The sequence below is a fragment of the Mariniflexile sp. TRM1-10 genome (assembly GCF_003425985.1).
GTDB lineage: Bacteria > Bacteroidota > Bacteroidia > Flavobacteriales > Flavobacteriaceae > Mariniflexile.
Map to the genome: position 1 here is coordinate 1005584 of NZ_CP022985.1, position 16607 is coordinate 1022190.

The 16607-nt window shown below is 36.5% G+C and carries 8 protein-coding genes; all 8 read right to left on the reverse strand.

All coding sequences use genetic code 11. The features are described 5' to 3' along the window. Nucleotides 1-2676 (reverse strand): alpha-d-galacturonidase, encoded by a 2676-nt coding sequence (locus tag CJ739_RS04625; protein ID WP_117172904.1) that lies wholly within the window; start codon nucleotides 2674-2676, stop codon nucleotides 1-3. A gap of 17 nt (nucleotides 2677-2693) precedes the next feature. Continuing rightward, nucleotides 2694-4625, reverse strand: a complete 1932-nt coding sequence (locus CJ739_RS20540; protein ID WP_236951599.1) for an exo-alpha-sialidase — start codon at nucleotides 4623-4625, stop codon at nucleotides 2694-2696. Between the two features lie 28 nt (nucleotides 4626-4653). Next, nucleotides 4654-7401 carry a glycoside hydrolase family 78 protein gene (locus CJ739_RS04635; protein ID WP_117172906.1) on the reverse strand — a complete coding sequence of 916 codons (2748 nt, stop codon included), beginning with the start codon at nucleotides 7399-7401 and terminating at the stop codon, nucleotides 4654-4656. 115 nt (nucleotides 7402-7516) lie between these two features. After that, nucleotides 7517-9106, reverse strand: a complete 1590-nt coding sequence (locus CJ739_RS04640) for an MGH1-like glycoside hydrolase domain-containing protein (protein WP_236951600.1) — start codon at nucleotides 9104-9106, stop codon at nucleotides 7517-7519. Then, a complete protein-coding gene (locus CJ739_RS04645; protein WP_236951601.1) occupies nucleotides 9096-11567 on the reverse strand; it encodes a glycoside hydrolase family 95 protein in 2472 nt (823 codons plus the stop codon). The genes CJ739_RS04640 and CJ739_RS04645 overlap by 11 nt, the downstream gene beginning before the upstream one ends. 2 nt (nucleotides 11568-11569) lie before the next feature. Beyond that, nucleotides 11570-12403, reverse strand: a complete 834-nt coding sequence (locus tag CJ739_RS04650; RefSeq protein ID WP_162880127.1) for a DUF3658 domain-containing protein — start codon at nucleotides 12401-12403, stop codon at nucleotides 11570-11572. Then, nucleotides 12393-13826, reverse strand: coding sequence for an acetylxylan esterase (locus CJ739_RS04655; RefSeq protein ID WP_117178731.1), 1434 nt, complete (start codon nucleotides 13824-13826; stop codon nucleotides 12393-12395). Before CJ739_RS04655 ends, CJ739_RS04650 begins: the two co-directional genes overlap by 11 nt. After that, nucleotides 13823-16606 carry a glycoside hydrolase family 78 protein gene (locus CJ739_RS04660; RefSeq protein ID WP_117172912.1) on the reverse strand — a complete coding sequence of 928 codons (2784 nt, stop codon included), beginning with the start codon at nucleotides 16604-16606 and terminating at the stop codon, nucleotides 13823-13825. Before CJ739_RS04660 ends, CJ739_RS04655 begins: the two co-directional genes overlap by 4 nt. Nucleotide 16607 lies beyond the last annotated feature (1 nt).

Sequence of the window (16607 nt, forward strand, 5' to 3'; positions counted from 1 at the left end):
TTAATAGAAAAGCCAATCTACAGCTTCTTTTTCATCATCACCAATTAAACCAACATCTCGAGAGGTTATTTTCTGATTTGCGTCAATAAATCCAAAAATTAACACACGTCCTTTCCCTAATTTGAGTTCGTTTTCACCTGGCTTAAATTCGTAAGTGTGAATATTCACTCTCGGCAAATCTTTTAACCTAACAGCATTGGCTAAAATAACTTCGGCTTCTCCACGAGTATTTCCTGCGGCATTGGTTTCTAAACTTGGCGGAAATAAAAAACGTTTTTGGTCGGTATTGAAATAACCAACGACCAATTTCACAGGCTTATCATTTTTAAATTTAAGATAGGTACCGTTTTCATTTTGGTTATCGGTAACAAACGATATACCTTTTAAGTTTTGAAGTTCGGGTGCTATTTCTAAAATTTCAGACTCTGGAATTCCGTACACTTTTGTTCCTTTTTTCAAATTATAAGTGCCTTTATTATCGCTTAACAAAGAAACGTCTTCCAATTGCCAAGGCATGCCTTCTTCTCTTTCAATTTTACCATCTTTAGACCCTTTTAACAAATTTAAATTTCTTTTGAAATTAGCCAACTCGCGTTCATAATGTGGCAAAAGTTCTTCCCACGTTTTGTTGTTACCATCATCACCCCCAATAGGAATTCTACGCTGTGCTGTTTGCATACTATTGGCGTATAAATAGGTGTCTTTCGTCAGGTTTACTAACTCTTGATAATACGTTATACTTTTTTCTAAATGCGGCAATGCTTTTTCTAAGTCTTTAATATCATTGGAATAGCTATAACGCAATACCAATAAAGCCGTTTCTACTTTTTCTGAAAAGAAATTAGCAAATGCATTATAACAATACATATCATTTTTTAAGCGGCTAAACTCTTCTTTATCTTTTGTAACATTAGCTTCAGCTTTGTCAATGGCCAAAACAGCTTGTTTTCCATGTTCTACAATTTCATTAATAATTTGAACAGGGGTTTCGCCTTCGTGCGGACTATTTTCCCATTCTTTTTTGGCGTACTCTAGAAGAATTTCTCCCACAGGGCCACAAGACTCGTAAAACCCAGGATATACACGCCACTTGTATGGATTTACTAGTTGGCTTTCGAACATACCCAATAACAACGTTTGACGGTTTCCTTCGGTAATACCAAAGCGTCTTAATGTTTTAGGTGCTATTTCTCCTGTTTCTTCATAAGCTTTTAAAATATGTTTTCCTGCTTCGGTGTCTGTTCCAAATTTGGTTGCCAACTCATGACTCCAAAACTTTATTTCATCATTTCTATCTCTATTGGATTTCCATGCGTAACGGGACCAGGCCTTATACCAAATCCAATCACGATCCATTTCTAAAAGTTTTGGTTCGGTTTTATCTGGTGCATACGGCCAATCCCAATACGATGTTTGCGGATATAAGTGCAAGGCATTAGCGCCATGAACCTCATGCATCGCTTTTACCGTTTTTTGAATAAAATCGGGCGACCCATACCTAAACGGCTCTAAGTTTGCCAAAATATGCACATTTGAAATGTGTATAGAACCGGCCTCACTTAGTTTTCTATGCGTTTCTGCCCATGGGCCACGCGGTTCATAAGTGGTTAAGGATTCTCCTGTATACTTGCTCATGGTATACAAATTCTTGTACAAAGGCAAAGCTTTCTCCATCACTAATGGCGCATCCGTATCATGTGATCGCAAGATGATAGGTGGTTCTTCGGTTTCTCCCAAAGCTCTCAAGCCATCTTGAACACCCGGAATAATGGTTTTTGTAAACCACTCCACGTCATATTCACGTTCCATGGCTTCTCCTAAAGCCACCAACAAGCCCACATTAGGATATTTTTCTATAAATGCTGCAATGGATTTTTGGGTATAATCGGCTATAACAGGCACAATAGGTCTGGAGCGGTCTTGTGTTTTTATATTGTAATGCTCTGCAAAAGGCTTTGATACAATGATATTATAAAACATTTGAATAACCCAAATACCTCGTTTATCTGCTTCTTCGGTTATGAATTTAAAAATTTCCTCGTTCTTTTTGAAATCTTCGTCGCTTACTTCAACAGCAAATGGATAATCCTTCAATTTTACCAATGATGCAAATGGATGTCCATTCCACAAATACAAAGAATTATATCTGTTATCCACCATCATGTCCAAATACTTTACCCAAAGTTCTTTATCGTAAAGCCAAGGAAAATTTTCGGGTGTATATGGATATTCGTAAACACCTCTGCCTTCCAAATATGCTGTTTTTTGAAGTCCGATAACCGTCCCACGCAACACCATTTCAGGACTATCTTGAAAATTGATTTGTGATGGCAGTTCGTTATTTTCTTTAATTCGATCCACCAATTCCAAAGCACCATATAAAGCTCCAGAAGCATCGGTTCCTTCAATATTTATAATATTATTTGAGGTTGTTATTTTAAAACTTTCCTTTTTTTCTTCATCATTTTTTTCTGAAATAACAATGGTGTTTTCAGACTGATCTTTGGGAATTTCAGAAGAAACAGAAACCACATAACCCATTTCAGATAAAGCATTTTTGAGTTTTTCTACTCCAAAAGTGATTCTTGGCGATGCTGCATCACCAACAATAGTAATCTGCTTTTTTGTTGTGCAGGAAAAAATAATAAAAATTAAAATGACACTTAAATATCGCATAAAATTGACGCTTTATATTATTTGTTTTGAAATACTTTTTTAAGGTAAGCGGCATTCGCACCGTAATTTTTAACCACTTCATGAACCATGGAGGTATCTCTGGAACGCTCCACAATTAACCAACCTTTCCAATGCATCGCATCTAAAGTTTCTTTAATAGCAGGTAAATCGATGGCTTTATCGTTTTCAATCCAAACGCCATCGGTATTCGATGCGTGGATTTGAGCAATATTATCGCGTCCCAAAATTTTTAATTCTTTGGAAATATCACGTCCATTCTTAATGGCATTTGCAAAGTTGAATGCTATTTTAATGTTTCTATTGTCTATTTCTTCTAACAATTTTTTCTCTTCGGTAGCCGATAATGAAGTTTCAATAGCTATGACACCATTAACCTTTTCTACTTCTTTTCCTGCCCAACGCAGCCGTTCTACAATGGCCGGTCTTAATTCTGGATTTTTAACCAAATCACCTTGAGTTCCTAATGGTAAATAGACCACTTCTACATGGAATGTTTTCATCACTTCAATACAATCGGAAACCATTTTTTTATAGGTTTCGCGTGTTGCAAACGACTGCGCATAAAACCCAGACATCGCAATAGAACTTATGCCTACACCTGTTTCAATCATTTTGTCTTTAAAAACTCTCACGCTTGCTGTATCTCCATTTACGAACTTACTATCGAAAGTTTCTCTATCGCCTAAACCACCCATGTCCATTTCAATACCATCGGCACCAATTTCTTTGGCGCGTTCAAAAGCTCCTAATTTTTGGCGTTTTAAAATCATCCAATCACAAACCGCTACTTTATAACGCTCTTTGGTTGGTCCTGGCCAAACACCATCATTTATTGGGAAAGACACCAATTTAGACGGATCTATTTTTACATATTTTATTTTTTGTCTGCGCCAGGTATAAATACAATGCAACATACCATCTGTTCCTTGAATGATTGATGGGTATGAATACTGACTTATTTTTGAGTCTTCTAACACCAAAGACGCTTCCCAATTAATACCATCTTTTGAAACCGCAATATTTAAAGGACTTCTATAACTTTTCGTGGTACCTTCTTTTGGCCACACGTGATTATAAATCAATACATGCTCACCATTTTTCATGGTAACAGCGTCTGTACCTGAACTGTTATTTGGCATATTTAACAACTCTAAATCTGACCACGTTTTACCGTTATCTTCAGACCAGGTACTAAATAAATGTCTATTTCTTGTTCTACCAACTTGTTGAAGTTTGCCGTTTTCGTGAAACAAAACACTTGGTTGAATGGCATTTATTTTGTTTTCGCCTTTTGGAAGCGTATCGCCCATAACCCAGGTTTTACCAAAATCTGGAGTCGATTCCATACGAAGATTCCATCCGTTACCTTCAATACTTGACGGTAATAACAGGTTGCCGTTATCCAATAAAACAGGTTTGTTCTTTATAGGTCCTAAAAAACCTTCTGGTAATTTTTCTGGGTTCGACCATGTATCGCCACCATCTGAAGAACGCATTAACATACCCCACCAAGTGGAGGGACTTGGACCTACTTTATAAAATAACATTAAATCGCCATCGGGAATTTGGTATAACACTGGATTCCAAGTGGGGTAACGTAACGTGTCATTTTGTACGCCGTTTGCAACCTCTACGCCTTCTGTCCATGTTCCATTTTTCCGTTTACTTAACCAAATACCAACATCTGGGTTTCTTTCATGAGTACCACCAAACCATGACGCTACTAATTCTCCCTTTGTGGTTTCTACAATAGTTGCTGCATGACATGACGGATAGGGTGCGTTCTCATTGACAAACTCTTCTATTAAAATGCCTTCTTTCCATGTTTTGTCTGCCAATTCCATTTTCTTCACTACAGGTTGTTTGCAACCTCCTAAAAATAGGGCATATGTTAATATTAATGTGGTTTGAATTAGTTTCATATTCATAAAATTATTATTTTAATTCTGAATTATTTTAGTTTATATTGATTGTATACGTTCCTGATTTTAACTCCAGAACAAGTTTATTTTCTTCTGTTTTATAATTTACAGATGTCTTATCCAATCTGTTTTTATTGATTTTTACTTTTGAAGCACTAGTTGTTGGCAAATATACCAACGCACTTGTATTGGCTGGAATAACAATATCCCAATCTAACTTATTTTTATTTTTCTTCCAATGGCTTTTTATAAGTCCGTGAATAGATTTATAGGATGCATTTACATAGGAAAGTCCCGCCTCAAAATCGGGTTTCATAATAACTTGCTTAAAACCGGGTGCTTCAGGATGGCTTTTAATTCCCGCCATGTTTTCATAATACCATATCATTAAATCACCCAAAAGCATCACGTGGTTTTGGGAGTTCATTTCCGGATCGGCCGTATTCCCATTCCATAATTCCCAGATGGTTGTTGCCCCATTTTCAACCATATATCCCCAACTTGGATAGGTTGTATTTGAAGCTAGTTTAAAGGCTAAATCACCTCTACCAAATTCGGTTAAAGTCCGCATTAAAAACTGTATGCCTACAACGCCAGTGCTTACATGGCCGTTTTTAACTACCTCTACCTGATGGACCATATTTTGAAATATCTTATCCTGTAAATCATCTGGCACCATACCAAAAGCTAAAGGCAATACATTAGCCGTTACGGTATTATTTGCATAACTATAGGTGTCTCTGTTGAAATATTTGGTATTGAATGCTTGTTTAATTCGTTGGGATAAATCGTTATAATGAACAACATCTGATTGATTTGCTTCAGAAATAACAGCAAACTTTTTCATGATCTGAAGCAAATGATAATAAAACGCACTAGACAAGACTTCACCATCGGTTAAACGTGTAGGGTCTTGCGAGCGAATGATTTCTAAAGATTCTGGTGGCACACACCAATCACCGTATTTATCTTTAGTCATTAAATCATTCTTCAAATAATTTTGCTCCATATAATCCATCCATTTTTTCATGTATGGATAATGGTTTTTAATACTTTCTTCATCACCAAATTGTTGATACAACATATCGGCAACTTTTATATAAGCACCTTGCCAAGTCACGCCATCGCCATAATAACGCCAAAAAGCGGGAGCGACATCGGGGATGCCTCCATCTAAGGTTTGCGAATATTTGATATCATCCAACCATTTCGCATACAGTGTTTGGTTATCGAACAAGAAACTTTCGCCATAGGCTCCTGTGGTACGATCGCCTAACCAAGGCTGGCGTTCGTTACGCTGCGGACAATCAATGGGCATGCCTTTATAATTTCCGCGAATGCCCCAAAACGCATTTTTAAATATTTGATTCATGGTCTCGTTGGAACATTCAAACGTTCCAATAGTGGCTATATCATCATAAACTACTTTTCCAACAAAATCGTTTAATGCTGGTTTATATTTGTAACCTGAAATTTCTACAAATCGGAACCCATGATATACAAATTTAGGTTCCCAAATTTCTTCGCCTTCGCCTTTTAAAATATACGTGTCGGTTACTCGGGCGTCACGCAAGTTCGCGGTATATAATGAGCCATCGTCTTTTAAGGACTCTGCAAATTTCATGGTGATCTCATCGCCTCGGTTTCCTTTTACTTTTATTTGTAACCAGCCTACCATATTCTGACCCATATCTAAAATATAAGTGCCTTTTTTGGTTGATGTTATGGAAATGGGGTTCACAACATCCATTATCTTCATGTTGGGTGTCATTTGTGCTTCATAAAAACCACCTGGTTCTTGAACCCACATGAGGTTTAACCAATTACTATCATCAAAACCAACGTCGTTCCAATGAGGCATCTCTTTACGGGCATCGTAGATTTCACCATCATATTCGTTGTTAGCGCGGATAGGACCGTGTGGCGTGAACTTCCAAGACTCGTCTGTTTTAATGGTTTCTTTGCTACCATCTTCATATTCAACATTTAATTGTAATGCCATTTTCGGGAAACCAAAACTTTTAATTTTATAGGGTTTATATTCTTGCCGCATGGCAAAAAAACGGCCATTACCCAAAATAGTTCCCAGGACATTTTCACCTTGTTTAAGTTGTGAGGTGACATCAAAAACATTGTATTTTACATTTTGAGTATAATCGGTTGGAACGGGTGCTAATACTTGGTCACCAATTTTTTTACCATTAATATAAAACTCATATAAGCCCATACCCATGATGTAAACTTTGGCTTTTTTCACCTTCTTTTTTAGGTCTATTTGTTTTCTAATGTATCTAGCTGATAATTTTGAAAACTGACCAATGCTATCACCCGGAAACAACTGGTTATAACCAATCCATCGTGTAGATTTCCATTCGGCATAGGTTAATATACCCATGCTCCAATGTGCTGTTTTACTCCACTCGGTTTCGCCTTTATTAGTCCAAACTTTCACTTTCCAAAACGCTTCGTCTTTACTATCCAACGTTTTTCCTGAGTAAAGAATGTTAATCGATTGGCTGCTTTCCACTTTACCGGAATCCCATAAATCGGCATTATTTGAAGCTAATCTTTCTGGTGAAGACGCCACTAAAATATGATATGCCGTTTGTTCTACCTGGGTATTGTTAGTTTGAAATTGCCAACTTAATCTGGGTTGAATAACATCTATCCCTAACGGATTTGTGAGCATTTCACATTGAAGCCCATCTACTGAAACGCTGCTTTGAGCCATTCCAGAAAACGAAAACACCAATACTACCAAAAATAAAATTATTCTTTTCATTTGTTTTTTAAGTTTCAGAGTTGCAAAGTTCCTGAGTTCCAAAGCTTCTTCTTGTTTAAATAGTCTATCTCTTTGTATCTTGTCTCTTGTCTATTTTCTCGTTTCTCGCCAATCTTTATTCAGACACTAATTTTTCCAAGGTCAAAGAAGATGCTATTTCCTTTCCATTTCTAAAAATTCTAAAGCCTTTTCCTTTATTATATTTTTCACCTGTTTTGTCCCATAGAATGGTTAAAATATCGCCATGGTATAACACATTATCCAAGCAAAACCAATCCCATTTATCTTGTGGAATTAACGGATTGACTTCAATTTTATCATCGACTCTTGGGCGTAAACCTACCAAACCTGTTATTATCAAATCGTTGAATGTTGAGTGGTTATAATAACGACTGCGCTCTCTATCACCCATCAACCAATAGCCTGTGGTTTCGTCAAGATACTCACCGATATATGGACGACCTCTATAATATTGTGACTCCACGTACAAATTCATTTGTTTAAAATAATCGGCTTCTGACACACTATCCTGATTGTAATTATTCAGCACATTAGCCATGGCCGTTAAAGTTTGTGAGGTGGCAAAAGGCCAAACAGCACCATCCCATTCACAGGTTCCTGTACCGTGACTTCTAAAACGCGGACTTCTACGTTCGGCAGTTGTTAATCCGAATGGCGCTGAAAAACCTTGTTCGTCTTTTACTTGCTCCCAAGCTTTTTCAAAACCTTTATTTTTTTCTGGAAGATTAAAATACCACGGAATAAATCCGATGGCTTCACGTACATTTGATGATGTATCTTTTTCAGTTAGAGTTTCAAAAAATGTATCGTTTGAATTCCATAAGCGTGTTTCAACTAATTTTTTAATTTCTGAAGCTTTACCAGCAAAATAGTGTTCGTTTTTGGTATCGCCTTTCATTTTAGAAATGGTTGATAAAGCGTTGGCATTACCATACATGTAACTATTAATGGTAGGGCGAACATTTTGTACATGGCGTCCACCACTTAACGATTCTTCCATACCGTCTTTTACATCAATTTGCCAAAACAAACCATCGGCTCTGCCTCTGTCGGTTTCCCATTGGGCGTATTCAGATACTAAATCGGGGTACATATCCAATAAAAACGCCTCATCTTTATTCACCAAATAGCGATTGTAAAGTGCATGAGCTGTCCAGCTACTAAAATTCATTAATTTTTTCATGCGAGTACCTTCATTGCCACGATACCATAAATGCACATTTTGCTCAATATATTCGGGGTTGTGTACCCATCTAAATTCATAAATATGATGCCCCAATGCGCAAGCAATTAAATTGTATTTATCGGCATAAGAACGCTCTACTAAAAACTCGGTAATGGCATACCCTTGAGGCGTATTCGTGATGTGTTTTCGCAAACTCCACCAACGGAAATAATACATTTCCTCAAAATTTTGTTGCGGACATTCAAACAACGGAATATTAGTTTTCATCCACGACCAAGCACTATCGTTGGGGATCGCTTTGGCTATGTTTTCATCTTCCATCGTGTTGAAATAATCTACATAATGTTTGTAATCTTCAACCTTTAAAACACGTTGCGATTTTTGAGCTTCCAAATTCGATTTACAGCTGGTAATAACAGCAGCAAAAAGGACTAATACTATTTTTATATGATTGATTTTAAAGTTCATTTTAATATTCTCTGTTAATTTATTTAGCATAGAAAACATATGTTTTTCCTGCTTTCATCGCTACATCGTACTCATAATATTTTGGCAATTCAAGCTTTTCAATTTTAGCTTCTTCTGAAATAATTGGTGCTTTAACTTCCACATTAAAAAACAATGGATTTGGATTATTGCCTTTTGCTTTTTTAAGTCCGTTGCCTTTCAATGGCGTTTCACTTCTTAACCTACAATTACCATCTAAGCTTGGTTGAATTTTTAAAACAGACACTTTATTGTTTTTCCATGTTATGTCAACTTCATAGCCTCCTCTAGCTTTTAATCCTTTTATGCTACCTGATTTCCAAACTGAAGGCAATGCTGGTAATAAATGAATAGCGCCTTCGTGACTTTGCATCAACATTTCGGCAATTCCTGCGGTACAGCCAAAATTTCCATCTATTTGAAACGGTTGGTGCGCATCGAGCATGTTCGGATACGTTCCACCACCTTTGCGTTGGTCGGCAGTCACCAAATGCAACTGGTCCTGCAAAAGTTTGTATGCATGGTCGCCATCAAGCAATCTAGCCCATAAATTCACTTTCCAACCCATGGACCATCCAGTAGATTCGTCTCCTCTAAATTTTAATGAGGTTTTAGCCGCTTCAAACAACTCAGGTGTTTTAAATGGTGAAATTTGGTTGCTTGGGAACAAACCGTATAAATGTGATACGTGTCTGTGCTTATCTTCAGGGTCGTCCCAATCTATCAACCATTCTTGCAACTGCCCATGTTTACCAATGTGCATCGGAGCCATTTTTGATAAAGCCTCGTTTAATTGTTTAGCAAAAGAGGCGTCTTCAGATAATATCTTAGTGGCCTTAATAACATTGGTGAACAAATCGAAAACCAATTGGTTGTCCATAGTGGTTCCCGCCGCAATAGTGGATGTTCCATCTTCGCCTGCGTGTGTGTTTTCGGGTGAATTTGATGGCACTACCACTAAATATCCTGAATTAGGATCTTTAATCATAAAATCTAAAAAGAATGTGGCAGCTCCTTTCATGATTGGGAAAATGTCCTTTAAGTAATTAACATCGCCCGTGTATAAGTAACGCTCCCATAAATCTTGACACACCCAAGCACCGCCTGTTGGCCACATGCCCGATGCTGCCATATCTATAGGGCCTGTAATGCGCCAGATATCAGTGTTGTGGTGTAATACCCAACCTTTGGCATTATACATTATTTTTGCTGTTTCTTTTCCTGTTTCGGCAACCTCTTTTGCCATTTGAATAAAAGGCTCGTGCATTTCGGAAAGATTGGTCAATTCAGCTGGCCAATAATTCATTTCGGCATTGATGTTCATGGTATATTTACTTTCCCATGGCGGAAATAACATATCGTTCCAAATACCTTGCAGGTTTGCTGGTTGCCCACCAGGTTGCGAACAAGAAATGAGTAAATAACGTCCAAATTGAAAATATAAAGACGCTAATTCTGGGTCGAACTGACTATCAAATTTTTTAATACGCACATCGGTGGTTTCTTTCGCTGCTTCGGTGGTTCCTAAATCTAAAGATACACGATTGAAGAATTTCTGATAATAATTGACATGCGTTTTTTTGATCGTTTCAAAATCTTTTGTGATTGCTTTATCTAAAAATGATTTGCTTTTTGCAGATTCATCTTCAGATATATCTTTATAATTTTTAAAATTTGTGGCTATGGAAATGTAAATAATAGCTTCATCAACTTTATTAAAACTGATAATGCCATTTTTAACGGAAACAGTACCTCCTTCGTGTTTTGGAGCCATTCGTCCTTGAAACTTCACACGCCCTTTCTGACCTTCAACCGTACTTGTTACTCCAGATAATGTCACTTGATGGTCTTCAGTCGTTGTGAGCGTTTTATCAAATGGGCTATTCATAAATACATTACAGGTAATGCTTGCTGGTTGACTTGCGGTTAATTTTACGGCAATCACTTGATCTTCAAAAGCTGTTAAGATTTCACGCGTGTATGTCACACCATCAACCGTATATTGCACTTTTGCCGTCGCATTTTCAATATCTAAATCACGGTAATAATTGGTATAATTTTGATGCCCTGGAAATGACACATAGACACTTCCAAAAGTTTGATACGGCATACCATTATTGGTTTGTGAACGAATATCAGAAGTTGCTAAATTTTGGGCTTCTTTATACTTGCCGTCAAAAATAAGCTGACGTACTTTAGGTAATGCTTTTAATGCTTTATCATGGGCATTGCTATTTGGTGAACCAGCCCAAATGGTTTCTTCATTTAATTGCAAACGTTCTACCGCTGGGTCGCCAAAAACCATAGCACCTAAGCGCCCATTTCCTAACGGTAGTGCTTCGTTCCATATTTCTGCTGGTTCGTCATACCAAAGTTTTAAATTGGTATTTGATTGTGCTGAAATACTTTGTATTCCAATAAGCAATATTAGGCTGTAAAATAAAATAGTTATGTTATTTTTTAACTTCATCATTTTTATTGAGATATTCTCCTAATTAGAGAAGGATTCTTATTTGTGGTTTTAAGTTTTACTTGATAATCTCTAATATCCTTTAGCATTCCTTCAGATTCCAGTTCTTTTGATTTTACTAACTGTTTTAAACGCCAATTCAAAGTAGAATCATCGGCATTAAAGTTAATTGCAACTAAAGTTTTTCCTATTACTCGACCTGCCTTTTCAAATTCTTCTTTACAATATGCTTTTAGTATATGATCAAAATAATTTTCTTTAACAGACTCTATCTTAACATTATCCTCTAAAACTCTCATTAATTCGCCTTCTTCAACTACATGTTCCCATAAATGAATTAATTCATTACGTTTTTGCACTGATAAAGGTTTAAAATGACTTGCAATTAAAGGTACATGCTCTGGTAAAGCAATATTAATAGTATATGGGACATAAAACGTTCCGTCCTTTCGTTCTAATTTAATCTTCGAGAAATCAGCTGTACATATATTAAGATTAAAATCTTTTAACTCGAACAAAAGTCTAGCGATTGACAATATCTCTAAAGCTGTACTCCCAGACCATATATATAGCTCTTTGTTGAAAACAATATCCTTTATATTTTCAATTTTTTTAATATCCTGACTTCTTGAGGGATCTACTGAAGCACAAGCTATATTGGAAAAAAACCACTCATCTCTTATTATTCTTCCTTTTTGAGTATTTAAATTATATATTGGACCGACTCTAAGATCATCATTTAAATCAATGATGTTTTCTATAGGTATATTAAGTTCACTACAACTCAATAACTTTGACTTAGCATAATTCCCAAAAACAATATGTATTTTATTTTTCATATTCTTTAAGATTTTCTTCTCCAAACAATTCATATAATTTATCGATACTTTTTAAAGCATTTGCAGGTAAATTTTCTTCTTTATTCCCGAAAACAAATAGGGTTTCGTAGGGTTCTATAATGCAGGTTGATTCGTCAATCATCCCAGTTTTGTCTTTAACTTTTTCTAAATTTAAACCTAAATGTTTTGCCATAAACGGATACATTGCCATTCGTTTTGATGTGCCGTAATCGTGACCTTCTTCAGCAAAATGAGCGTTTTCAACTAAATCCTTTTTGCCATAAAAGCCGTAAGTTTTTTGAATAAAAGGAAATTCTAATTGGGGCACAAACTGCGTCCAATCTTTACCATCTGAAATGATGAGTTGTGGTTTTGGCGCTGTCATAGCGGCTACTTCGGCATTGTTGGTGCCATTACCACATAAATGAATACCACGACCACTTTCGCAAGGGCAACCACCGGAATGATTCGCCGACACCATGACTACTGGTACCGAAACCGTAACCCGATCATCCAAGGCCGCTAAAAACATAGTATGCGAACCACCGCCCGAACCACCAGTAACACCCACTCGCGATGCATCGGCATGTTTTAGGGTTAACATATGATCTAATAAACGCATGCCGCTTAATACTTGTATAGTTGAAGCGATGCTGTTGCGATGTGTTGTTGATGGGAATTGAAGCTGCGATTCACCCCAAGCAAACAAATCGAAGTTTACGACCATAGCACCCATTTTTGCCAACATAGCACATCGTATTTGTTCGTCTTTACGATAACGTCCGTCACCAAAATGTCCGTTAGGCGTCACAACAATAGCTGCTTTTTTATTTAAAGGATATGGTTTATAAATAGACCCTGTTGTATACACCCCTGGAAGAATTTCCAAAGCTATATTTTCAACCGTATAGCCTTTATATTTTCGCTTTTTTGTTAAAATAGGTTTTGAATTTGGCATTTTGGGTGCTTTATCAATTCCGAAAGCAGACAACATACACTGTTTTAATGCTTCTTTTCTAGTCTCCCAAGTTTCCTTGTCGTCATATAATCCAGATAAAAAAGCTAAACGTTCTTCGCTTTTGGGAATAGACACTCTATGGTGTTGAAACGCCCTAATTTCATAAGTTCCATCTGCTTGTTTAAAGGTTGTTAAATGGAAAGGTGCCAGAATATTGGCTAAAGACACTTCTAAATTATTGGGGTCTATTTTCCAATCGGCGTATTCTAAGGTTTTATCTTGTAATAGTTTTTCGTTGTAATTTATAGTTACTTTAAAAATAGAGGCTATCTTTTTAATGGTTTCAATAACTGGTTTTCTAAAATTAGTATCTGAGGTTTGTGCAGATAGTTTCAGCATAGAAAACAGAACCAATAGGACTATTAGTTTTACTTGAATTTTCCCGGTATGTCTGTTAGTAATCATAATGAACATGCTATTTTATAAACACCCGAACCTAGTTTTAAAGATGATTTTCCTTCAGCTTCATTTACCTTCACTTTTTTAAAATTTTTACCATTCACCAAAATATTACTTTTCTTGGAAACTGGTAATTTCACAGTAGCCGTTGTATTCGCAGGAATTTCAATATTTAAAATCAATGTATCATTTTTCTTTTCCCATACTGACACAATTTTACCGTAAACCGATTGATAGCTCGCTTTTACAAAAGTCATATCGCCTACTAGTTCTGGCTGAATGAAAAAATGTTTGAAACCCGGATTTGTTTCATCAGGAACGATTCCTGCTAAACTTCGGTAAAACCATTCTTCAATTTGGCCCATCATAAAATGGTTCCACGAATTTCCTTTTCTTGGATCCCATTGTTCTGTTAAGGTGGTCAATCCGAATTGTATCTGAAATCCGTAACCCGGTGTATCGTAATGGTTATTCATTTTATACATGACCTCATTTTCATTGTTTCTTGCCAAAGCTTGAAACAAATAGCGGTTACCAACATCGCCGGTTGTTAGTCGGTAGCCTCTATTTTTTATATCGGCTAGTAAATTAGCCATCACGTCTTCTTTATATTGGGGCTCTACAATATCCATAAATACAGAAACTGCGTTGCTAAACTGACTTGCTGTACCGTATTGTTTGGTTTCTTTATTGAAAAATTCCTTATTATATGCCGTTTTAATGTTTGATGCTAAGGTTTCGTATTTAGCAATGTCTTCGGTTTTATTTAAATATCTTGCTGCTTTCGCAAACAAATGTGCGGCATAGTAATAATGACTGGTTGCCGATAGTGCAATAGGGCTGTTTTTTGAGTACCCTGCAGCATGTTCGCCATAATCGTACCAATCACCCAATCCGTAAGACAATATATAGTTTTCGGATTTAGATGTTAAGTAATCGATATAGCGTTTCATGACTTGATAATAGTTTCTAATTAAAGCATCATCACCATAATACTCATAATACATCCAAGGTAAAATAATGCCCGTTACGCCCCATTCCGGAGAATCGGTAAAATCGCCACCAAACACCACATATTCTGGAGCTATCGTAGGAATCATGCCGTTTTCCCGTTGTGCATCCTTAATATTTTCCATGATGCTTGGGATGTAGGTTTGCAAATTATAATTATAGATCAACCCAGGCCCATTCAAATGCGCTTCTTCCAACCAACCTAATTTTTCACGATGCGGACAATCGGTCAACACCGCTTGAAAGTTACTTTTTATGGCATTGTTAATCAGTTCGTGGGCTTTGTTGAAAATATCGTTAGAACATTCAAAGGTACCAGCTTCACCTGCATCATTATAGATAAAATTTGAACTAATCTCTAATAGCGTTGGTAGCTTACTGTCTTTCGTTTCTTTATAATTAATACTATCAACTTGAATGTATTGGTAACCATAATAACTAAACTTTGGTTGCCACTCTTCAACACCTTCACCTTTCAACGTGTATTGAAAATAATACGGTTTACCAGAGCGTCCTTGACTAATCGTACCATCTTCCTTTAAGCCTTCACCAACCCAAAGCCTTACTTTTTGTCCTTTTGCGCCTTTAACTTTTATAGTTGGAAACCCCGATAAATTTTGCGCCATATTAAATACATAAGTCCCATCCATCGGTTCTTTAACTTCTTTTACTGAATACGTTTTTTGAATCGTAATTGGTGGTGCTTGTTGCGCTTTCAAAGGTCCTTTTGGGGCTTCTTGCAACACGATTTTTTTCCATTGCCCATCATTAAAATTGGAAGTATCCCATCCTTTTTGCTCTAAAGTGGCATCATAATCTTCACCTCCAAACAAACTATTGAAGGTAATGGGGCTTTTAGAATATTTCCAACTTTCATCTGAATTTATAACAGCTTCTGAACCATCATCATAGCTCACTTTCATTTTAAGAAACAAGGTCGGAGGTCCAAAACTCACAAAAAATTTAGAATAACGTTCCGCCAACATATTATACATCCCGTTCCCCAACAAAACACCTAAAACATTTTCACCTTGCTGAAATTGATTTTCAGACAATTCGTAAACATTATAATTTACCGATTTATCATAATCTGTCCATAAAGGCGCAAACTCGCTATTCCCAATTTTTGTGCCGTTTAATGACAATTCATAATGACCTAAACCTGAAACATAAACAACCGCTTCTTTAATTTTTTTTGAAATTGAAAATGGTTTACGGAGCATAATGCTTCTGCGGGACAACGCATCGGAGGCATTGATAATGGAATCTTTTTTTGCCCTTTTGAACGTTGCCGTGTGGTAATGTCTACCTTCTGGCAAATAGCTATCGGCTTTTGTAATGGCACCAATCCAAGTTGGATTTAATTCTGAAGTTGAAGGCGCCATTCTGAAAAAAGCGGGTTCACTAAAACTTGATTCTTGATTAGCTTCATCCCAAATTTTCACTTTCCAGAAATATTTGGTTTCATTTTTTAATGAGCGACCTATATAATTAATTAGCTGGCTTTGGTTTGATAGCACTTTTCCGCTATCCCAAACATCCGCTTCATTATTTTGTAATTTTTCTTTTGATGAAGCCACCAAAATTTGATATGCCTTTTGAGAAACATGTAATTTTTCAGACAGCAATTGCCAACCCAATCTTGGTTGTTTGTTTATAACAGCCAATGGATTTACTGCCATGTCGCAGGTTAAATGCGCCACCGATGTTTGTCCGTTGGAAATACATCCTAGTGGAATAAAAACAAAAAACAATATGCTTCTTAAAAGTTTCAAA